Origin of the sequence: Microcystis sp. M20BS1 (genome assembly GCF_020245305.1) — a bacterium.
In the GTDB taxonomy this organism is placed as follows: domain Bacteria; phylum Cyanobacteriota; class Cyanobacteriia; order Cyanobacteriales; family Microcystaceae; genus Microcystis; species Microcystis ichthyoblabe_A.
Genome location: NZ_JADBUZ010000021.1, coordinates 13,652 through 35,168, shown reverse-complemented (window position 1 = coordinate 35,168; position 21,517 = coordinate 13,652). Strand labels below are relative to the sequence as shown.

15 protein-coding genes and 1 pseudogene are annotated in these 21,517 nt (G+C 41.8%); 6 read left to right on the top strand and 10 right to left on the bottom strand.

The window, feature by feature from the left end; translation table 11 throughout:
- Positions 1-214 (top strand): annotated as a pseudogene (locus IM507_RS02455) (IS630 family transposase); the annotation flags it as partial.
- On the opposite strand, the gene IM507_RS02450 reads toward IM507_RS02455, so the two are convergent.
- A complete protein-coding gene (locus IM507_RS02450) occupies positions 194-592 on the bottom strand; it encodes a hypothetical protein (RefSeq protein ID WP_002732662.1) in 399 nt (132 codons plus the stop codon). The pseudogene IM507_RS02455 and the gene IM507_RS02450 sit on opposite strands and share 21 nt — an antisense overlap.
- A 634-nt stretch (positions 593-1,226) precedes the next feature.
- On the opposite strand from IM507_RS02450, the gene IM507_RS02445 reads away from it, so the two are divergent.
- Positions 1,227-2,093 carry a 6-pyruvoyl trahydropterin synthase family protein gene (locus IM507_RS02445; protein WP_002734811.1) on the top strand — a complete coding sequence of 289 codons (867 nt, stop codon included), beginning with the start codon at positions 1,227-1,229 and terminating at the stop codon, positions 2,091-2,093.
- Between the two features lie 280 nt (positions 2,094-2,373).
- Here IM507_RS02445 and IM507_RS02440 read toward each other — a convergent pair whose 3' ends face one another.
- The 7 genes from IM507_RS02440 to cobW all read right to left on the bottom strand — a co-directional run bounded on the left by IM507_RS02440 (position 2,374) and on the right by cobW (position 12,662).
- Complete coding sequence (locus tag IM507_RS02440) at positions 2,374-3,183, bottom strand: SDR family NAD(P)-dependent oxidoreductase (RefSeq protein ID WP_002734757.1); 810 nt, start codon at positions 3,181-3,183, stop codon at positions 2,374-2,376.
- A gap of 382 nt (positions 3,184-3,565) precedes the next feature.
- The gene (locus IM507_RS02435; RefSeq protein WP_002777483.1) at positions 3,566-4,741 is read right to left on the bottom strand and encodes a hybrid sensor histidine kinase/response regulator; all 1,176 of its coding nucleotides are present in this window, start codon (positions 4,739-4,741) and stop codon (positions 3,566-3,568) included.
- Between the two features lie 184 nt (positions 4,742-4,925).
- The gene (locus IM507_RS02430) at positions 4,926-5,372 is read right to left on the bottom strand and encodes a response regulator (protein ID WP_123230141.1); all 447 of its coding nucleotides are present in this window, start codon (positions 5,370-5,372) and stop codon (positions 4,926-4,928) included.
- Positions 5,311-7,617 carry a sensor histidine kinase gene (locus tag IM507_RS02425; RefSeq protein WP_287636489.1) on the bottom strand — a complete coding sequence of 769 codons (2,307 nt, stop codon included), beginning with the start codon at positions 7,615-7,617 and terminating at the stop codon, positions 5,311-5,313. Before IM507_RS02425 ends, IM507_RS02430 begins: the two co-directional genes overlap by 62 nt.
- Before the next feature lie 345 nt (positions 7,618-7,962).
- Positions 7,963-8,739 (bottom strand): hypothetical protein, encoded by a 777-nt coding sequence (locus tag IM507_RS02420; RefSeq protein ID WP_259679006.1) that lies wholly within the window; start codon positions 8,737-8,739, stop codon positions 7,963-7,965.
- A gap of 196 nt (positions 8,740-8,935) precedes the next feature.
- Positions 8,936-10,987 carry a M3 family metallopeptidase gene (locus IM507_RS02415; RefSeq protein WP_123230142.1) on the bottom strand — a complete coding sequence of 684 codons (2,052 nt, stop codon included), beginning with the start codon at positions 10,985-10,987 and terminating at the stop codon, positions 8,936-8,938.
- 640 nt (positions 10,988-11,627) lie between these two features.
- The gene (cobW, locus tag IM507_RS02410) at positions 11,628-12,662 is read right to left on the bottom strand and encodes a cobalamin biosynthesis protein CobW (RefSeq protein ID WP_002732696.1); all 1,035 of its coding nucleotides are present in this window, start codon (positions 12,660-12,662) and stop codon (positions 11,628-11,630) included.
- A gap of 203 nt (positions 12,663-12,865) precedes the next feature.
- Here cobW and IM507_RS02405 point away from each other — a divergent pair, with 203 nt between their 5' ends.
- Positions 12,866-13,054 carry a hypothetical protein gene (locus IM507_RS02405; protein ID WP_002732804.1) on the top strand — a complete coding sequence of 63 codons (189 nt, stop codon included), beginning with the start codon at positions 12,866-12,868 and terminating at the stop codon, positions 13,052-13,054.
- A gap of 40 nt (positions 13,055-13,094) precedes the next feature.
- Here IM507_RS02405 and IM507_RS02400 read toward each other — a convergent pair whose 3' ends face one another.
- Positions 13,095-14,924, bottom strand: a complete 1,830-nt coding sequence (locus tag IM507_RS02400) for a polysaccharide biosynthesis protein (RefSeq protein ID WP_069475015.1) — start codon at positions 14,922-14,924, stop codon at positions 13,095-13,097.
- A 636-nt stretch (positions 14,925-15,560) separates the two neighbouring features.
- On the opposite strand from IM507_RS02400, the gene crtH reads away from it, so the two are divergent.
- Entirely contained in the window at positions 15,561-17,072 is a 1,512-nt protein-coding gene (gene crtH / locus IM507_RS02395) for a carotenoid isomerase (protein ID WP_069475014.1), read from the top strand.
- A 193-nt stretch (positions 17,073-17,265) separates the two neighbouring features.
- On the top strand, positions 17,266-18,945 hold the full coding sequence (locus IM507_RS02390; RefSeq protein WP_002731643.1) for an ABC1 kinase family protein: 1,680 nt from the start codon (positions 17,266-17,268) through the stop codon (positions 18,943-18,945).
- A gap of 184 nt (positions 18,946-19,129) precedes the next feature.
- On the opposite strand, the gene IM507_RS02385 is transcribed toward IM507_RS02390, so the two are convergent.
- Positions 19,130-20,188 (bottom strand): tocopherol cyclase family protein, encoded by a 1,059-nt coding sequence (locus IM507_RS02385; RefSeq protein WP_002731633.1) that lies wholly within the window; start codon positions 20,186-20,188, stop codon positions 19,130-19,132.
- A 2-nt stretch (positions 20,189-20,190) separates the two neighbouring features.
- On the opposite strand from IM507_RS02385, the gene IM507_RS02380 reads away from it, so the two are divergent.
- On the top strand, positions 20,191-21,441 hold the full coding sequence (locus tag IM507_RS02380; protein WP_287636491.1) for an FGGY-family carbohydrate kinase: 1,251 nt from the start codon (positions 20,191-20,193) through the stop codon (positions 21,439-21,441).
- Positions 21,442-21,517: the final 76 nt, after the last annotated feature.

The window sequence follows — 21,517 nt, the reverse complement described above, 5'->3', positions numbered from 1 at the left end:
TCTCATGTTTCAGCCACCACATTGCCCAGAATCTAATCCAATTGAACAGATTTGGCAATATCTAAAAAAAGGATTGAGATGGAAACTACCTAGAGACTTAGAGGAATTACGTTTGTTAATTGGTCAACGACTCGAAGAAATGAACAAAGAGGTAATTGCTTCAATTGTTGGACGAGGTTATATCCTGGATGCTCTATCTGTAGTTGGTATTTAGAGAATTGGTATAACCACCTTTAAGGTGGCGCAGGCAGAGAACTGTTAGGAGATCGGACTCGGTGTTATTGATAACAAAATTGTAGATATCATTAGCCGCCTCTTCTTGAATTCGGATCAGGTAACGATTATCCATGCACCAATAAATCCATTCTTCATCAGGCAAGTGTTTTAAGAGATTTAAAACCGTATCCCTGATCTTGGAACAGTCCATCGGAATTAACTCCACTTTATCGCCATATTTTGCTAAGTTCTCAGGATAATTGTCGTAGGGAACACGAAAAGTAAAAGGATTACTTGGCCACAATTTTTGATAAGTATAAATCATGTGATCAGCAAATTTAATGTACTTATCGCAGGTCAAAACGATCGCTTTCATAAATGATTCTTAATCCTGAATAGTTTTTTAGTTTTAGCTGTTATCCTTACGGAGCGACTAATTATAGGATTATCACCAGCAAATTTACAGCAAAGCTGTCTATTTGTCAATACTTTTGGTATCCTAGTCTTGAAAAAACAGAGAGCGGCACTCAAGAAGGCCGTTTATTCTCTCCATCAACTGGCAATTTTAGCGATTATTACTGACAATAATCAAGAATAACGAATCGAGTTAAGTAGCTGGTTATAATTAAATTAAAAATGGATTTTAGGTTCGATCCCCCCTGCCCCCCTTGATAAGGGGGGTGCCGATAGGCGGGGGGATCTGAAAGTTTTTAATACCTATCTACTTAAGTAGTTATCAAGTCACAAACATCTAAAAAAAGAAATAGGTTTATATTGGGGTAAAATCCAGTTTAGAATGGCCACAAGACCCAGAAAAAAGAAAAAAATTCAACAGAAACTAGCGGAATATTTAAAAATAGCAAAATCTCAATATAGACTCACAGCGATCGCACCATACCAGAATTGAGGGATAACTTTCCCCAGTCTGCAAGCTGGGGGGGACAAAACTGGTTTATGCTAGAAAGAGTTACCTTAACGTAACTTTACAAAGTCATCGATCGCCCACATTTATGGATTGCATCATCAATCGTCGAGCGCGGTTTTCAGCCAGCCATCGCTATTATCTACCAGAATGGGACGAAGCCGAAAATCAAAGACTTTTTGGTCTTGGTAGCCGTTTTCCCGGTCATGGTCACAATTACGAATTATACGTCTCCCTATACAAAGAACTCAATCTTTATGGCATGGTGGAGAATCTCTCCACCGTGAAACAGGTAATTAAACGAGAGATAACCAGTCAATTAGACTACTCCTATCTCAATCAAGTCTGGCCGGAATTTCAGCAAACCCTACCCACCACAGAAAATATCGCTAGAGTTATCTGGCAAAGATTAGCACCCTATTTACCATTGGTCAAAATTCAACTATTTGAACACCCCGAATTGTGGGCAGAATATCAAGGAAAAGATATGGAAGCAACTTTAACTATCAAAACCCATTTTAGTGCCGCTCATCGTTTGGCTTTACCGCAATTAACCCTCGAACAAAACTCGGAAATCTACGGCAAATGCGCCAGGGTAAACGGTCATGGTCATAATTATCACCTAGAAGTATCCGTGGCGGGAGAAATTGATCCCCGCACCGGTATGATTGTGGATCTAGGAGATTTACAAAAAGCGATCGATGAATTGGTAGTAGAACCCTTCGATCATACTTTTTTAAATAAGGATATTCCCTACTTTGCCGAAGTGGTTCCCACCGCGGAAAATATTGCCTTACATATCGCTCAACTATTGGAGGAACGGATCCGCCAATTAGGAGCCGAATTAGATAAAGTTAAACTAATTGAAAGTCCCAATAATTCTGCGGAAATCCACTGTCGTGGTTCGGTTCAAGCTCCCCGACAACTTCTAGAAAAAACCCTGACAGCCGTTTAATTGCCTGTTGGTGAAGGTGATTAGGGTGAGCATGGCTCACCCTGATGGATTTAATTAGGGCTTGCTGAATAAATCTAAAAACCTTGTTGGATAACGCTTTTAGACTTTTTTTGCCTCAAAAAGTGCCGACCTTTGGAGTGATTGGGGGGAAAATCCCTGGACTTTTTTCCTGAAAATTAGGTAATTGACCACATGAAAATGAGTAAAACCCCACACCCCACACCCCACACCCCACACCCTACCCCCAGGAAAAACTTTTTCACCAGACCCTAATTAAACCCTAGTTAAACACTTCTCGCCATCCTCGCTTTCCTTTGCTTTGGCGCAAGGGAGAGGCTAAATCGACAATTTTCTCCAGCAGTTTCGGGGCCAATTTTTGACACCAAAGAGCTAGATGACTTTGCCAACCGACGACAATTTCCGTTTTTTCCCTATTTAACCCGGTAATTAGGGTTTGGGCGACTTCTTCGGCGCTCATCGGCTTTAACCATCGAAATAACTGCAATTCTCGCACCATATCCGTATCGGTTAAAGAGGGTAAGAGGGTGACAACTTTGATGTTGTGTTCCCGTAATTCCGACCTGAGAGCTTGACTAAAACCCAAAATGGCAAATTTGGTGGCCGAGTAGGTAGCGAAGCTAGGAGCGGCAATTTTACCCATCATGCTGGAAACATTGACGATGGTTCCCTGTCCCCGAATTGCCATCTGGCGGGCAATTAAGCGAGTAACTGTGTACATGGCCATCAGATTTAAAGATATTTCTGCTTGCACTTGCGAAAATTGCGATCGCAGAAAGGGGGTTTGATGGGCAATACCGGCACAGTTAACGAGGATATCAATGCCACGACATTCTTGCCAAACGCGGATAATTGAAGGACTAACAAGGTCATTTTCGGTTAAATCTAGGGCTAAAGGTGTGGCAATGACCCCTAGAGACTCAATTTCTTTGGCTAGTTTGTCTAATCGCTCTTGATCTCTGGCAACAATCACAATTCTGCTTAAACCTTGTCGGGCTAATTCTAAGGCGATCGCTCGTCCAATGCCCCGGGATGCCCCCGTGACTAGGGCTGTTTTTCCCTGTAATTTCATGATCAAACTCCTGTTTTAAGCAACAGTACAGAAATTTATTGGTTTTGCTTCTGAAATCTTTGATTTGTGCATCTATGCCCTACATAAGTAGCGAAGCAATCGGGGGATAGATGGATAGGTTAGGGTGCATGGGATTTTTCCTCCTTCAAAGCGCACTCTTGAACCCACGGTAACAGTTGTCTTTACAAACAGCAATCTTTTTTAACACTTTTCCGCAAAATCACTCGATCGGATGAACGCTCAGGGTGATCCTCAATCCTATGGAAGGGGAGCAGGGAGAGGGGAGAGGTAGGGTTGATTCATGAATCAACCCTACTATGAATCAACCCTAGGGGAGAGGGGCAGCAGAAAAAAAAATTGTGGTTCCACCCTATTGTTGATCTCAATTTAGGTGTTCAATATCGGTAATAATCGGTAGAATCACCGTGATCTTTGTGCCTTTTCCTTCCTCACTTTCTATGTAAATTTGTCCTTTGTGCGCTTCCACACAGCGTCCGACAATGGCTAATCCTAATCCCGTTCCTTGAATATTATCGACATTGCTACCGCGATAAAAAGGTTTAAATAAATTTTCTTGATCTTTGCTGGGAATACCAATGCCTCGATCGATAATTTTAAAGACTACCTGCTCGGATTCGACAATAATCTTAAATTCTACGGGGTTTCCCTGTGGTGAATATTTGATAGCATTTCCCAGTAAATTTGTCAAGATATGTTTAATTAAATTAACATCCCAAAGTCCTCTTTCTAAGCTGCCCTCAATTTGGAAAATAATTGCCGATTGTTTTTCTGGCTTAACCATAAAAGATTCTACCAATTTCTGACAATAATCGAGCAAATCCACCGGATCAAATTGACAGTATAATCTCCCGGAATCGGCCCTACCAATTAATAACACTTCTGTGAGCAATTGATCCATGTCTTTAATGGCCGATCGAATCATGCGAAAATAGCTAACTTGCTGATCTTTTGTCAACCGATCGCGACTTTCTTCTAATAATCCAGCCGAGAGTAAAATTTTATTTAAAGGATTGCGAAAATCGTGAGATAACATGGAAACAAATTCAGTTTTTAACTGATTTAATTCCTGAGCTTTTTCCAGTTGATTAGTGCGTTCAATCACGCTCATTTTTAAAGCTTCGTTCGATTCTCGTAAAGCTTCCTCCATCTGTTTTCGCTCGATCGCATAACATAGCGATCGAGTTAAAATTTCTAAACTTACTTCTCTTTTAATTAAATAATCCTGCGCTCCCTGACGTAGTGCTGCCAAAGCTAAATTATCATCATTAGTATTAGTTAAAACCACGATTGGTAATTTCGGAGCCGTAATTAAAAGGGGAGCTAAGGATTCCAAATCCTGACTATCTGGTAAAGTTAGATCTAATAAAATTACATCAAAATTTGTTTGTTTTAAAAGAGAAATTGCCTCCGATAATCTTGACACATTAACCAGATGAAATTCTTTTTTTTCATTACCCTTAAGAATTTCCTTTAATAATCGAGCTTCGGCTAAATTATCCTCGATTAAAAGAACTTTTATATCCTGCGAGAGTCCCATTGTTTAATCAAGAGTTAAAGAGATTTGGGAAGTTAGGAAGTGGGGTGTGGGGTGTGGGGTGTAGGGTGTAGGGTGCGGGGTGTAGGGTGTGGGGAGAATAAAGCTGCCTCCTGACTCCTGACTACTGACGACCGACTCCTGATAACTGATAACTGATCACTGATAACTGATCACTGATAATGATTCACTCACTGGGTAAAGTAGCGGTTTCTAACCAAAAAGCCTCGATATTTTTGACAATTTTGAACAAATCGTTGAGATTGCGCGACTTGGTTATATAACAATTAACGTGCAGTTCATAGCTATAAAAAATATCCTCCTCGTTGCGAGAAGTGGTTAAAACCACCACAGGAATTCTTTTTAAACTGGGATCGTTTTTTATTTCCGCTAATACCTCCCGTCCGTCTTTTCTTGGCAAATTCAGATCGAGAAGAATCAGATTAGGACGAGGAGAATCGATATACTCCCCTTCTCGACGCAGATAATCCATAGCGTTGACACCATCCCTAACGATAACTAATTCATGCGGGACGGTGCTAGTTTTTAATGCCTCTTGGATGAGGCGAATATCAGCTTTGCTGTCCTCCACTAATAAGATAATTTTGTGTGGCACGTCCTCGCCAGCGCTCACGCTCGTCACCTCCTAGGGGAATTGTAAAATAGAAAACCGCTCCTTTACCTAATTGGGATTCTACCCAAATTCGTCCGCGATGACACTCGATAATTTTCTTACAAATCGCCAAACCCATACCTGTGCCGGGGTACTCGTCGCGGGTGTGCAGTCGTTGGAAAATTACGAAAATGCGTTCGGAAAATCGGGGATCGATGCCAATTCCATTATCGCTGATAGAGAACAGCCATTCCTCCTCTTGACGTTGGGCAGCAATATGAATAGTGGGAGTCGCTTTTCCCCGGAATTTAATGGCATTACCGATGAGATTTTGGAACAATTGCATTAACTGAGTTTTATCTGCCATGACAATTGGCAAAGGATCAACGGTGATTATAGCTTGACTTTCTTGAATTCTCCCTTTCAGGTTAGCGAGAGCTTTTTCCAGTGCCAGATTAGCATCGATGGTATTAAACTCTACCGCCTGCATATCCACTTTTGAGTAAGCCAGCACATCATCTATTAATGTTTGCATCAAGCTGACACCTTCGACGGCAAAAGTAATAAATTCTTTAGCATCTTCGTCCAGTTCTTCGGTGTAGCGCATTTCTAGCAACTGCACATAGTTGGCGACTTGATTGAGGGGTTCCTGTAAATCGTGGGAAGCGACGTAGGCGAATTTTTTTAATTCGGCGTTTGATAGTTCCAAATCCCGCGCTAAACGTGCCAATTCATCGGCTTGTTTTAAGATGATATTGACGATCGCTTTTCGTAATTCTAGTGCGGCGTTAATTTCTACCGCTTTCCAGGGTAAAGATTTGAGGCGAACGGTTTCTTTCCAGAGGGAGAAAGATTTACGCGGACAGAGACGAATATTACCATCTATGGCAGTCGTTTCGATCGCTTTACCCGGATCACCACCCCAGTTCACGGTTTGAATTACTTCCGGACGAAACCAGAGGAGATAATTACGTTTAGAAATGGGAATTGCTAGTAAACCACTGGCAATGTCTTTAAACTTACCCGCATCGGCATAAATTCGCGGTAAGGAATTGGTATAGTAAACATCTTCATGGACGTTTTTTTCTAGCCAAGTAATCAGATAGTTTAGTTCTTCTTCGCTCGGTGTTACTCCAATTAAGGTATAGTTACCACCTAAGCAAATAGCGGCTCCCGTGGCTTTAGTTAGATCGAGCAGATTCGGTTTATGGGCAATTAATCCATCAATAAAGTTATTAGCTTCCGCCATATAATCGATTAATTGCGATTGCACAAAGCTTAATTTTACTCGATAGTCATAATCCTCGGTTTCTTCCCGTGCCGATATTTCCGAAAAAATCACTCTTCCTAAGAACTCACAGGCTTTACGGAGTTCGTAGGGTACATATTTAGGGGTGCGATGATGACAGGCAATAATGCCCCAGAGACGTTTATTTTCAATCAGAGAAATGGTTAGAGATGCTCCCACTCCCATATTATGCAGGTATTCTAAATGACAGGGAGAAGCACTTCTAAGACTGGACAGGGTTAAATTTAAGGGTTGTTGGGTTTCGGGGTGAAGACTAGGCACTAGATCGACGGGTTCAGAGGTAGCATCGGGAATCTGTCGAATCCAATTAGCACTTAATAAATTTCGTGCCGGGAGAGGTATATCGGAAGCGGGATAACGTAAACCGAGATAGGGTTCTAGTTGCTCTATTTTGTCTTCTGCTATCACATCACCGTTATCTTCTTCGTCGAATTTGTATAACATAACTCGATCGAATCCTGTCATTTTTCTGACTTCTTTAACGATGATATTACAGAAATCTTTCAGGCTACGGGTGGCTTCAAGTTTATCGATCGAAGTTTTGGCTAGGTGATAGAATCTCAGGAAAGGAATGTTTTCATAGGAAATAGCTGGTTCTAACTCTAAAATCAGCATTTGTTCGGCGTTACGGTGGAAAATAGCATCAAAGACGGCAAAATCATCCCCTTTAACCCGCGCCCAAATTTTGGCAGGATTGAGAGCATCAAAATCGTTATTTTCTATGGCTGATTTTAGAGGATCGATCTGAAAGGGATCGAAGATTTCCTCTAGGGTTTTACCGATAATTTCCCCCGGAGAAATACCCAATAAACTGCGGCTATTATTGCTAGTTTGGCTGACTTTTAGCTCTGGTTCGCTGAGAACTAAAAGCACCCCGTGCGGTTGAATTCGGTTATAGAGATGGATCGGTTCCCGTTCGATCGAAGTTGGGTTAATTGTCTCGGTTATAACTTCCATGTGTATTGCCCCTAGAGGATTTTTGCCAAGTTGAAAACTCTTTGTTTATTAAAACTATTTCTTCTCACTTTCAGGGAGCGATCAAGAATAAATTTACTTCTCTTAATCCCAGGCCATCAAAAGTAATAAAACTTTAATTAATCAGTTATCTATCGATCGAGCAGTTCTGTTCAGTTCCCTTTATTATAATCAGTTTTTCTCTGAGAATCTAGGGTAATTTGTTAAGAATTAAGAGTTAATGTTACAAAGGAAGGATAATTCTTAATAAAAATATACAGTAGGGTGTGTTAGCGAAGCGTAACACACCAAAATCTAAGATTTAAATATGATAGCAACCCTTTTTTGTTAATTACCTGGAGGTAAAATTTTGAACATTTCTGCAAGCTTATAACTATTTACAAGGAGACTAATTGGCGGATTAATCTTTTGTGCTTTTTCTGGAACTATTTTTGTGAAAAATTCCCATAACTTTTGGGATATATTGTTCTTGGTTTCCTTATCTTCGCCTTCGACTTCATTAATTCTCAACTCAGCCAGAGTAGCCAAAATTTCCTTGCGAAGACCATTATAGCCAACGATGTAAAATTTGTTAAGAGCTTCTAGGACTTCATTTAATTTAATCAGCAGAAATTGTTTAAACTCTTGCGTAATTTTGCTATCTTCAATCATTTGAATTAAACCTAAGATTTCTTCCCTTAACCTGTTCAAATCCTCTTTGCTTAAATATATTTCCTCAAAATCTTCTACACAAGAAGGAAGCCAATGTAGAGCGTACCAGTCAGGAGAGTTTAATGGCTGTAAGAAAGAATTTGACCAAGACATTTCAAGTATTGAAAATACACTAATTAATTCATCCTTAATTTGTTCCATAAGTTCTTTATAGGAAGACTGTTTTCTTGAAGGAAAATATTGTAGTTGATCTTCTATGTGATAAATAAGCTGTAGTAATTGAATCAACCCTTTCTGAACAGAATCAGTGTCATTTTTCACTTCCATTGCTCTTGCTAAAACTGCTTGAACTGATTCGTCAGTTTCGTCTTGAGAACATCTTTGTAGGATAATTAATAAACGTTCGGCTGGATTATGAATCGGTAGAGTAGATAATTCTATAAATTTTATCAAAGGCTAGATTGGTGATGTATAGAACAATAGTATTGTAACCTATCATTGTCTATTTTTACAGCAAGTTTGAGAGCCTATTTATGAAAAAATGTTAAGTAGTCAAGTAGGGTGCGTCAGACAATCCCTTGTTTTTAGGGAAAAAATCAAGAGCTAAATATTACCGTAACGCACCACAAAGAAAAGTGTTTGGCTACTTTTATAAGCCGCTATGACGGAGGAGAGGCTCGGTACTAGGTTCACGACCGCGGAAAGCTTTAAAAACATTCATAGGATGGGAACTTCCCCCCATAGCTAAGACAGTATCGCGAAAACGGCGACCGATCGCTTTCACTGCTTCTTCGTTATCTAATCCCACTTCCTCGAAAGCGGCAAAAGCATCGGCGCTGAGAACTTCTGCCCATTTATAACTATAGTAACCCGCCGCATAACCGCCAGCGAAAATATGTCCAAAAGAACACAAGAAAGCATCTTCCGGTAGGGGAGTAATGATCGTCGTCGTTGCCGCTAAACGCTGTCTGACTTGTTTAGGAGTTTCGCCGCCATTGGGTTGATAGCGATGGTGTAATTCCAAATCTACTAAAGACAAATGTAACTGACGCAGCATAGCCGAACCGCTCATATAATTCTTAGCTAGAAGCAGTTTTTGGTAGTAATGTTCGGGGAGAGTTTCACCGGTTTGGTAGTGTTTGGCCATACTCATTAAAGTAGGGCGATCATAACACCAATTTTCCATAAATTGACTGGGCAATTCCACCGCATCCCACTCAACGTTATTAATACCCGCCGCGCCGGAATAATCCACAGTGGTTAACATATGCTGTAAACCGTGGCCAAATTCGTGAAATAGGGTAGTTACCTCCTCAAAGGTCATTAAACTGGGGTTTCCGTCCACTGGAGGCGTTTGATTGCAGATTAAATAAGCCACAGGTAAACGCACCTCGGTGCCGGTTTTGGCCCGACCGATACAGACATCCATCCAAGCGCCGCCGCGTTTTTCGGCGGGACGACTGTAGGCATCGAGGTAGAAATAGGCGATTTTTTCGCCCTTTTCGTCGTTAATCTGGAAATAACGCACATCGGGATGCCAGATAGGTGCTTTACCGTCGGCAGCGATAATTTCTACCCCAAAAATCCGTTTAGCGAGGCTAAATATGCCTTCTAAAACCCGTGGTAGGGGGAAATAGGGGCGTAATTCCTCGGCACTAAAGTTAAACTTGGCCTGACGCTGTTTTTCTGACCAATAGGCTATATCCCAATGCTTGAGATCGTCGGTTCCCGCAAAAGTTTTTAAGGCCTCTAAATCCTGTTTTGCCGCTTCATAGCTTACTTGGCGCAAATTGTCAAGCAATTTCTCGATTTCATCCACAGAATTGGCCATTTTCCGGGCAAGACTGACCTCGGCGTAGGTACTATAACCTAAAAGATGGGCCTGTTCCTGACGAAGTTGCAAAATGCGATCGATTAAGGGATTATTATCCAATTCTCCCAGATCGGCCCGACTAACGTAGGCTTTATAGAGTTTTTCGCGCAATTCCCGATTATCGCTGTACTTCATAAAGGGGAAATAACTGGGAAAATCGAGGGTAATCACCCAGGGGCCAGTTTCGTTGCTGGCGTTAGTTTCCCCTTGGGTGCGGGCGGTTTGGGCGGCTAAACTGAGGAGACTAGGGGGTAAACCGGCGATATCTTCTGGGGTTGTTAGTTTCAGTTGAAAAGCTTTGGTGGCATCGAGGAGGTTATTAGAAAATTTCGTGGTGATTTCCGCTAATTCCAGTTGAATTGCGTTAAATCTGTCTTTTTTCTCCCCTACCAATCCCACCCCGGCCAATTGGGCATCCCGCAGGGAAGCTTCGACAATGCGCTGTTGTGCCTCGTCTAATTGCCCCCAGCTTTCCCCTTGACGCAGGGACAAAAATGCTTCATAAATGGGTTTACTTTGGCTTAAACGGCTAATAAACTCGACTACCTGTGGTTGTACGGTTTCGTAAGCTTGACGCAATTCCGGGCTATTTTTTACCCCCATCAGATGACCGATAATCCCCCAACTCCAGCTTAAACGTTCTTCGATCCGGGTGAGGGGTTCGACTAATTTTTCCCAGGTGGGGGTAATCTGCGCTTCTAGTTCGGTTAATTCTCTGGCCAGTTCCTGCAAAAGTTGCGTCATCCCAGGGACAATCAGGCCGGGTTGGATTTGGTCAAAGGCCGGTAATCCTTGACCGGCAAGCAGCGGGTTACTGGTGTTCGTCATAATTGTTGGTCTGGAAGGGTGGGTAATCTGTATCTTTTACTACCCTAACCCAAATCCCCGACCATCTATCCGGGCGATCGAGCGCCGGAGCTTTTTCAGTGGGGTGTGGGGTGTGGGGTGTAGGGTGTGGGGTGTGGGGTGTGGGGAAAGAAACCTCTTTCATCTGTGGGGGTGAAAATTTTTTCATTGGGACTGCCTCTGTTGATCAAAGATAAGCAAAAATTATTTATTGACTGCAAAAACTTGAGAATATTTAAATTAACATTCCGCAATATTTACAAATTCTTAAGAATTAATTGAGAAAGATTTTTATTTAACAACGATGTTACAAGGGTTACAGCGATTTGATAGAATTTCATAATGGGTTATTTTGTGCTTTTTTAGGCAGCAATAGTTGAAACCCTTGCCACACCTAGAAAGTGATCCTAATTAAGACGGTCAAATCAGTCAATTTCACCCATAACGATGATCTTTTTTTTGTGTAGTTTTATTGCAAAAAAAAAGTTTTTTTGACAAAAAGCACAAAGTATGATAGTACCCAACGTATTTCTGGCTGCGAGTAATTATTGTAGAGGGGGAGAAGGGAGAATAAATAAAAATAATCTCCCTACCCCACACCCTAACCCCAGGAAAAACTTCTTCAGCAAACCCTAGTTAAGGCCTGCTCGATTCTCTGACTATCGAGGGAGCGGCCGATAAAGACCAAGCGAGTTTGCCGCGTTTCCGTGGATTGCCAGGGTCGATCAAAGAAAGAATCAAAGCGATCGCCGACTCCCTGTAACACCATACGCATCGGTTTGTTGGCCACATTAACAAATCCCTTGACCCGATAGATTTCTTCTCGGGCCACCAATTCTTTGATCCGTTGGGTCAAAATTCGGGCATCTACGGGAGAATCGAGGCAAAACTGCACAGAATTGATATCCTCATCGTGATCGTGTTCTTCCTCGTGATCATGATGACTAGGACGACTAGCTAAATTATCCTCGACGGCGGCATTAAATCCCAATAGCACATCGGGGCTAATTTGTCCATCGGCACAAGTAACTATTTTTACCGTCGATCGCAGTTGTGTTTTCAGCCAATTAATAATTTTTTCTAATTCAATTTCGCTGATGAGATCGGTTTTAGTTAAGAGTACCAGGTCAGCGCAGGCTAACTGATCCTCAAATAACTCCTCAATAGGCGTTTCGTGTTCTAAATTGGGGTCTGCTTGCCTTTGTGCCGTTAAAGCATCTAAATCCGCCACCAGACGACCCCTAGCGATAGCAAAACCATCCACCACGGTGATTACTCCGTCCACCGTCGCACCGTTGCGGATTTCCGGCCAGCGAAAAGCTTGAACCAAAGGTTTAGGTAAAGCTAATCCGGAAGTTTCGATCAGCATACAATCCAACTGTTGCCGTCGCTCCAGCAATTTCTGCATGGTGGGGAGAAATTCTTCCTGTACTGTGCAGCACAGACAACCGTTGGTCAATTCCACAATATTATCGTTGGGGTTGTCGTCGCAGGTCTGACAACTTTTCAACAAATCACCATCAATTCCCACTTCTCCGAATTCATTGACCATAACGGCCACCCGTCGGCCTTGATTATTTTGCAGTAGATGACGGATGAGGGTAGTTTTTCCCGCACCCAGAAAACCCGTGATCACAGTAACTGGAATTTTATGCATAGATAGGGCGATCGATCATATTCTTAGATCAATGTATCAGACTCTCGGTCTAGGGTTGAGGGTTTCAGCGCTAATTCTTTAGGATTGCCCCACCAATTGCCGGACTGTCACAAACTGGCTGAAATTTTCCTAGTTAGTCGTTATTCTGGTAAAAGTTTCAGCCGGCTAAAATAATCGCTGAAGAACTTTTGTGGGAGTGGATTATGTTACAACGTCTTTTTTTAGCCTTTACCCTCGCTTTTCCTCTTTATTTAAGCATTGCTATTCAACAAACTTCTCCTCTAGCTGATAGAATAAATCGCCCTTCTTCTCGCGGGATCAATAAAATTGAGCAGACGGTAAAAGCTATCCAAAAGCAATTAAAACAAGAGCATTCGGTTCAATTAGATTAATAAATTTTGGCAACAAGAGGAGAGATAAAACTCCTCTTTTTCACTTTTGATTTGACAAATTACTTGCCATTTGCTGCGGGGGACGGTATTCGGGAACTAAATCTTGTAGGGACTTAACTAGGCCCTGACGGTCATTAACTTGAATAGAATTAAGCAATTGCTCTAATTTGATTTGCAATTCCTCCCAAGCAAGAAAGTGTTCATTAGCGCAAAAAATCTTTGGGTGAGCGGTGGGACGAGCTTTATCGGTATCGATTAATAATTCTTCGTAGAGTTTTTCCCCCGGTCTTAATCCCGTGATTTCAATATCGATATCTTGCCCTAATTCCAAGCCACTTAAACGAATCATCTGTAGGGCCAAATCGTAAATTCTTACCGGTTCACCCATATCTAACAGGAATACCTCACCCCCTCGGGCCATGGCTCCTGCTTGTATAACCAAACGCACCGCCTCTGGAATAGACATAAAATAGCGAATAATATCGCGATGGGTGAGGGTAATATTCTTACGTTGGGCGATTTGTTCCCGGAAACGCGGCACCACGGAACCGCTACTATCGAGAACATTGCCAAAGCGGACGATCGCGCAACAGGTGGAACTGTCGGGTAAAGCGGCCAAAGCTTGCACGACTAACTCAGCACAGCGTTTGCTGGCCCCCATAATGTTAGTCGGTCTGACGGCCTTATCGGTGGAAATAAGAACTAAATTACTAACTGAATTCTCGATCGCAGTCTGAGCGACATTTAAACTACCCCAAACATTAGTGTAAACCCCCTGACTAGCATTGGCTTCCACAAGGGGAACGTGCTTATAGGCGGCCGTGTGATAAATTGTCTCAATCTGGTGTTGTTGGATGACTCGGTCTAGATGATTGCGGTCGAGAACATTGCCTAAATAGGCATACTTGCGTAAATCGCTATAATTTTCACTTAAATCAAGATCGATTTTGTAGAGAGAAAACTCGTTTAATTCGTAGATTACCAGGCATTTTGGGTTGAGGAAGGCGATTTGTCGGCATAATTCCGAACCGATGGAACCACCACCCCCGGTAACTAACACCGCTTTACCGGTGACATTTTTTCCCAAAAGTTCGGGATGAGGTAGAATTTCTTCCCGTCCTAATAATTCCGAGACATCGACACTGCGAATCTGATTGATGGTCGTTTCTCCCGATAAAATTTTTGAGAGGGGAGGAACGGTTTTAATGTCGATGGGTAAAGTTTCTAGACTTTCGATGATTTGCCGCTTTCTGGCCTTGGCTACATTAGGAATAGCGAGAATAACCCAGTCAAAGGCTGTTTTTTGGTGCAGTAGTGCCAATTGAGAGGGGGGATAAACCCTAAAGCCTTGGATCACTCGGTGCTGCAAATCGGGATTATCATCAACAAAGGCCAATAAACGATAGTGGGGGTCATTTTGTAGGGAACGTGCCAATTGACGGCCCACAACCCCCGCACCATAGATAACAATTGTCGGTTCTCTATCCACACTACTGACGTAAATATTCAGACGGTGAAAGACAGAACGAATCAACAATCTCACCCCGATAACCAATACTAGGGTTAACAATGCGTCGATAATCAGGACTGAACGCGGCAAAAAGGCATCCCCTTGAAAGTAGGCCAGAATGATTAAAAACCCTGAACTATAGAGAACCGCTTGCAGTACGGAGGAAAGAAACTCTAATCCTGTATAACGTACTACGGGACGGTAAATACCTTTGAGATAGAAAACTAGAGTTTTAATGGCAATTAAGCCCAATATTGGCTCTAAAAAAGGTCTAATTTCCCGATATTCGAGGCTCAGATTCAACCTGAGAGAGAAGGCCAGATAGATGGTTAGACAAAAAACAAGGCAGTCGGTGATCATTAAAAGAGATCGCTTCGATGACCTAGATAGGTAATTAGCCAATTTAAGGATTTTGTTCGCCAGTTTTCTATACATTATCCAATTGATTAATTAATCTTAAGGTAAATTACTTGGCTCCTCTCGACTTTGTCTGGTAATCAGTGCTTATTATTCGGACGAGTCTTGCTAGGCAAGGCTTTGAAGAATATATTTACGGAAAACTACCCCTATTCTTCTCTCTTCCATACACAAACGAGAAGAGCCAATATTTTTTATAACAGTAGCACTGTCCGTCTTTCCGCAACATAATATCACCTAAATCCAATTATGTCAAGCGGCGGGATTTGTCAAGACTTTGGCTCTCTTAGGTTTGGTGGGCAAAATATATTCTAAGATACAGTCCTGCTGGCGAGGGAGTGGAGGGAACCACTCCAGACACAGAGGACACAAAGATTGATCACTTCTAGAGTAAGTTAAACTGGTCGCAACGCGCTCGCTACGCGAGATCACACAAAGAATAAGAGAGCCGGACTTTTTTCCTTTTAGCAACTTTTCATCGCTCCCCAAAAATTTTTTGCTCCCCCAAACTAGCCGATAGATGACCGCTAGTCAAGGGTTACAATCAAGAATTGATGCAAAAATTTATCGAGTCAAGTTATGAGTAATCAGTACGATGCGATCGTGATTGGGTCGGGAATCGGGGGATTGGTGACAGCGACGCAATTAGCGGCAAAAGGAGCAAAAGTCTTGGTTTTAGAGAGTTATCTGATTCCGGGGGGCAGCGCGGGTTATTTTGAACGAGAGGGTTATCGTTTTGATGTGGGTGCTTCGATGATTTTTGGTTTTGGCAAAAAGGGGACGACTAACCTCTTAACCAAGGCTTTGGCAGCGGTGGATATGAGTATCGAAACCATTGCCGATCCCGTCCAGATCCATTATCATCTCCCGGACGGATTAGACCTAAAAGTTCATCGCGACTACGAACAATTTTTACAGGAATTAATTAGCCATTTTCCCGCAGAAAAAACTGGTATCCGGCGCTTTTACGATGAATGCTGGCAGGTGTTTAATTGTCTCAATAGTATGGATTTACTATCGCTGGAAGAACCCCGCTATCTGACTAGGGTTTTTTTCCAGCATCCTTTATCTTGTTTGGGATTGGTCAAGTATTTACCCCAAAATGCGGGAGATGTGGCCAGAAAATATATTAAAGACCCGAAATTATTGAAATTTATCGATATGGAATGTTACTGTTGGTCGGTAGTACCCGCTGATCGCACTCCGATGATTAATGCGGGGATGGTCTTTAGCGATCGCCATTACGGGGGAATTAACTATCCCCGGGGGGGAGTGGGACAGATTGCTCTCAAGTTAGTCGCGGGATTGGAAAAAGCTGGTGGTGAAATCCAGTATCAAGCGAGAGTGAATAAGATTATTTTAGATGCAGGACGGGCGATCGGGGTAAGATTGACCAATGGTAAAGAATATTACGCGAAAAAGATTGTTTCTAATGCCACCCGTTGGGATACCTTCGAGAAACTACTCCCCCCGGAATCTCTCCCGGGTAGCGAAAAAAAATGGCAAAAACGCTATCAAAAATCCCCCAGTTTCCTGAGTTTGCATCTGGGAGTCAAGGCCGATGTATTACCATCAGGAAGCGAATGTCACCATATTTTACTAGAAGATTGGGAAAATATGGAAGCAGAACAGGGAACTATCTTTGTTTCTATTCCTACCTTACTCGATCCCTCCCTCGCACCCCCGGACCATCATATCATTCATACTTTCACCCCTAGCTGGATTGATCAATGGCAAAAACTGCCTCCCCAAGAATATCAACAGAAAAAAGAGGCCGCTGCTCATCGTCTCATCGAGCGCCTGAAAAAACTCTTTCCCAAACTAGATACAGGATTAGATTATATCGAAATTGGCACGGCCCGCACCCATCGCCGCTTTTTGAATAGAATCGATGGCAGTTATGGCCCAATACCTCGAAGAAAATTGTTAGGTTTATTAGGAATGCCCTTTAATCGCACAGCTATTCCTAATCTTTATTGTGTGGGAGATAGTACCTTCCCCGGTCAAGGATTAAACGCGGTGGCCTTTTCTGGTTTTGCTTGCAGTCATCGTCTAGCGGTAGATCTGGGTTTACCCCGTCCCAGAGATTAAAAGCTGAAAATCAGGATTTTTACCGGCGAATTCGGAAACGGGAAGGTAACACTTGACAGCATTTCTCAGATAGATGAAGCACATTTTTGCGACTGGAATCCTTGCTTCGGCAAGGTTTAATTTATACTTCACCTTGACGAGAAACGCTGTAGATCGGTTTTGCTGATAACTGATAACTGATAACTGATAACTGATGCTTACTCCCTTTGATTCCTCGAAGTCTTTACATTGGCAGCAAAGCTTGCGATCGCCGATTGTTCGTCAATTGGAGATATTTAGCTTTACAACGCAGTTTTTGACTTTTTTGCTCTGGGATCGTTTAACGGGGGCTAATGGGGGCAAAAAACGGCAAAGGAGAGCGAAATGGTTAGTTGATCGCCTCATGAATTTGGGACCAACTTTTATTAAAATTGGACAATCTTTATCGACGCGAGCAGATTTAATTCCGCTCGAATATATCGAACAATTAACCCAATTACAGGATCGAGTTCCCGAATTTAATAGTCAAGAAGCGATCCGAGTTATTGAAACAGAATTAGGACAACCCCTAGATAATTTATTTGCAAGTTTTACCGTGTCTCCCCTCGCTTGTGCCAGTTTAGGACAAGTACATCGAGCGCGGTTATTAAGTGGGGAAGAAGTCGTTATTAAGGTACAAAGACCGAATCTAGAAGGACTATTTAATCTCGATTTTGAATTGTTGCATCGTCTCACCCGTTGGTTAAATATTTTACCCGTGGTGAAAAAATATAATTTAGAAGCTATCTATCAAGAATTCTTTGAACTACTCTTTCAAGAAATTGATTATATTCATGAGGGCAAAAATGCCGATCGCTTTCGGGAAAATTTTAAGAATTATCCTCAAGTAAAAGTCCCTTTAGTTTACTGGCAATATACCACCCGCAAGGTATTAACTTTGGAGTATGTACCCGGGATTAAAGTGGATGATCGAGAGACTTTACTAGCTAATGGTATTAACGTAGATGGGATTATTCAACTGGGGATTTGTTCCTATCTCAAACAACTATTACAGGATGGTTTTTTCCAATCGGATCCCCATCCGGGTAATATGGCAGTTAGTCAGGAAGGGGAGTTAATTTTCTACGATTTTGGCACGATGTTCGAGTTAAAGTCCGTCGCTAAAGATCAAATGATCGAAACCTTTTTCGCTGTCTTGAGAAAGGATACGGAAACAGTCTTAAAAACTCTGGTGTATATGGGTTTAATTGAACCCGTTAGAGATCTGCAACCCGTGCGAAATATCGTCCAGTTTCTCTTAGATGAATTTCGCGATAAACCGGTAGATGTGAGGGTCTTTGAACAAATTAGCGATCAAGTGTATTTAATGTTTAAACAGCAACCTTTTCGCTTACCTCCCCAAATGACTTTTATTATTAAATCTGTCACCACTTTGGATGGGATTGCCCGCTCTTTAGATCCCCAGTATAATTTATTAGCAGCTAGTCAACCTTTTGTGAAAAGTCTAGCGGTATCAGGAGGAACTACCAACACCATGCTTACCCTAGCTAATCAAGCTCGCACTTTTTTTCAACAACAATGGCAAAAAGGTAATAAAAACGAAAGAATGATCCGTCAATTAGAGGAAAAAATCGAGCGAGGAAATTTAGTTTTTCAAGTTAAGTCACGCGAAAATGAGCGACTTCTGAAAAGAATTTATCTGGGAATTAAAGTATTAATCAATGTCTGTCTATTGGGATTTAGCATTATCTCAGCCATATTTTTATTAAACACCAACTATAGCAAACTAGCTATTATTCCCTTCAGTTTAGCGGGGTTATTTGGTTTATTTTTTTTGCGTTCTTCCCTAGCTTTATTGATTCAGGAAAGATTAGATAAAATCATAGAAAAGTAAATAATTATCATCTTTATTAAGTAAGTGGTTATAATTAAATATCTAATTGCCAGTGTGGTGACAAGTTCCCCGGCTCTCTTATTCTTTGTGTGATAAGTTTGACTTATATAGTAGCGATCGATCTTTGTGTCCTTTGTGTCTCTGTGGTTCGTTCCACATTTTTCCGTCGCCATGGTGATTTAACTCACTGTTTAATCCAAGCTGATGGCCAAATACCGCCAATTTCGAGACCAGCTAGACGACTAGAGCTATTTATAAGGATTTTACCACGACTATCAGCCAATTTTATCGATAATTTACCTTTGAGGGTATCTTGACAAGCAAAAGAGAGACCTTTTTCCGTGGGTACACGCACGCGATCGGGAGGATGGTCACTGATCCCGATTAAGACAATGGTATAATTCTCGTTGGTTGCCCTCATTTCCCAGTATCCCCAGGGTTGCACTGTCCAAGTTAGTTGAGAATTCCAGATATCAAACTTATAAAAGCGATTTTGCCAGTGAATACCGATAATTCCCACCGATTCCGTCCAGTTAAGAACTTTCCGGGTAGAACCCACTGCGGTTAAGGTTAAATCGGGATTTTCAGGGAAAGCATTACAATTAATCCAAAACCACTTTTCGGGGAAAGAATAACCCCAATTTTTCTCGCTATAAAAAGGTACATTCTCAAATTGATAATTTTTTCCCCGATGGGTAATCATTCCCGTTGCTAAACCATGAGCAGTTAAAATCTGCCAACCCGGGTCAAAAATCGGTAAATAAGATAATATTCCTGCTGTTGCTTGGGGTGGACGCTTGTTATCTCCCCAAGTGTACCTAGTTTCAATGCGATAATCCCATTGACAGATTTCTCCAGTGACGGGATCATAAATTCGTCCTTGCTGCTGGTGTGCCGTTGCTTGATAACCTTCTCGAATAGACTCAAAAAAATCTAACGGAGAAAGCAGACGGGGACGGATTTTTAAGTTAGTTTTTCCCCAATGAATAATGGCTAATTCCTGATGACTTGCCCAAAATTTATCCGTATCGGGAAAAGTGCGACAAAGATAATTAGATTCTATGGCTAAAATTTGCACTGCTCCGCCGCTATTGACTTGACCGCCGCTTGGGTCTTGAATAGAATACATAAAGGCGAATCCGTCGGCTAATTGCGGAATCATGACTCGGAAGTACCAACCTTCAAAGAATCGGGAAGTGATACCATCCCAATGGTAGCCAGAATGAGGGGGTTGTGAAGACATCTATGGGTTTATCTTTAGGTATTGATTTTGGCACATCGGGAGCGCGAGCGATTGCTATTGATTCTAGCAAAAATATCGTCGCTGAGGTTCATTATCCTTTCACTAATGCCAATTTTCAGGATTGGCAAAAGGCCCTATTTTATTTATTGGATAATCTAGGGGATTCGGTGCGTTCAGAACTTAAATCGATCGCTATTAATGGTACTTCCTCGACGGTGTTATTATGTGATAATTGGGGTAATCCTCTTTCTGAGGCGATATTATACAATGATGGGCGAGGAATTGCATTTTTAGAGGCAATTAAAGCTATAGCACCCCCTCACCATCCCGTAATTAGTGCCACCTCTAGTTTAGCTAAATTACTTTGGTGGAGTGAACAAGAAATTTTTTCGCAAGCGCGTTATTTTCTCTCGCAAGCGGATTGGTTAGCATTTCTGCTGCATGGTAAACTGGGAATTAGTGATTATCATAATGCCTTAAAGTTAGGTTATGATCTCGAAAATCTCTGTTATCCCGATTGGTTAGAGAATTTACCGATGTTTAATTTATTACCGCAAATTTTTGCCCCGGGTACAGCGATCGATACTATTAAACCGGATTTAGTGACTCGTTTTGCTATCCCGAAAGATTGTTTAATTTATACGGGAACCACCGACAGCATAGCGGCATTTTTAGCCAGTGGTGCTAATTCTTTAGGGGATGCAGTGACATCTTTAGGTTCAACTTTAGTCTTAAAATTATTAAGTAGCCAGAAAGTTGATGATAGTAACTATGGCATCTATAGTCATCGTTTAGGAAATTTGTGGTTAACTGGTGGGGCGTCTAATACGGGGGGAGCAGTGTTAAAGAAGTTTTTTTCTCATGAAGAATTGAGAAATTATAGTTTAGCAATAGATGGACAAAAAGAAAGTAATTTAGATTATTATCCTTTACTAAAAGCGGGCGAGCGCTTTCCCATTAATGATCCTTTTTTACCCGTGAAACTGACTCCCCGGCCCGATAATCCTCTAGAATTTTTGCATGGTTTACTAGAAAGTATTGCCCGCATTGAAGCTTTAGGTTATCAGCGTTTACAGGAATTGGGGGCCAATAAATTAGAGCGAGTTTATAGTGCCGGTGGTGGGGCAAAAAATCCGACTTGGAGAATAATTCGTCAGCGTCATTTAGGATTTCCTGTGCTTTTATCTCAACAGGATCAAGCAGCCTATGGTACTGCCCTATTAGCACAGCAATCGGTTACGCTATTGAAATAGTCTCATAAGTAGGATTTGCGGCAAAAAGCTTGTTGGTGGGGTTAGGAGTTAGGAGTCGGTCGTCAGGAGTCAGGAG

Coding starts and splice junctions, on each gene's coding strand:
- IM507_RS02450 (WP_002732662.1), bottom strand. CDS start 592: ATGAAAGCGATCGTTTTGACCTGCGATAAGTACATTAAATTTGCTGAT.
- IM507_RS02445 (WP_002734811.1), top strand. CDS start 1,227: ATGGATTGCATCATCAATCGTCGAGCGCGGTTTTCAGCCAGCCATCGC.
- IM507_RS02440 (WP_002734757.1), bottom strand. CDS start 3,183: ATGAAATTACAGGGAAAAACAGCCCTAGTCACGGGGGCATCCCGGGGC.
- IM507_RS02435 (WP_002777483.1), bottom strand. CDS start 4,741: ATGGGACTCTCGCAGGATATAAAAGTTCTTTTAATCGAGGATAATTTA.
- IM507_RS02425 (WP_287636489.1), bottom strand. CDS start 7,617: ATGGAAGTTATAACCGAGACAATTAACCCAACTTCGATCGAACGGGAA.
- IM507_RS02415 (WP_123230142.1), bottom strand. CDS start 10,987: ATGACGAACACCAGTAACCCGCTGCTTGCCGGTCAAGGATTACCGGCC.
- cobW (WP_002732696.1), bottom strand. CDS start 12,662: ATGCATAAAATTCCAGTTACTGTGATCACGGGTTTTCTGGGTGCGGGA.
- IM507_RS02405 (WP_002732804.1), top strand. CDS start 12,866: ATGTTACAACGTCTTTTTTTAGCCTTTACCCTCGCTTTTCCTCTTTAT.
- IM507_RS02400 (WP_069475015.1), bottom strand. CDS start 14,924: ATGATCACCGACTGCCTTGTTTTTTGTCTAACCATCTATCTGGCCTTC.
- crtH (WP_069475014.1), top strand. CDS start 15,561: ATGAGTAATCAGTACGATGCGATCGTGATTGGGTCGGGAATCGGGGGA.
- IM507_RS02390 (WP_002731643.1), top strand. CDS start 17,266: ATGCTTACTCCCTTTGATTCCTCGAAGTCTTTACATTGGCAGCAAAGC.
- IM507_RS02385 (WP_002731633.1), bottom strand. CDS start 20,188: ATGTCTTCACAACCCCCTCATTCTGGCTACCATTGGGATGGTATCACT.
- IM507_RS02380 (WP_287636491.1), top strand. CDS start 20,191: ATGGGTTTATCTTTAGGTATTGATTTTGGCACATCGGGAGCGCGAGCG.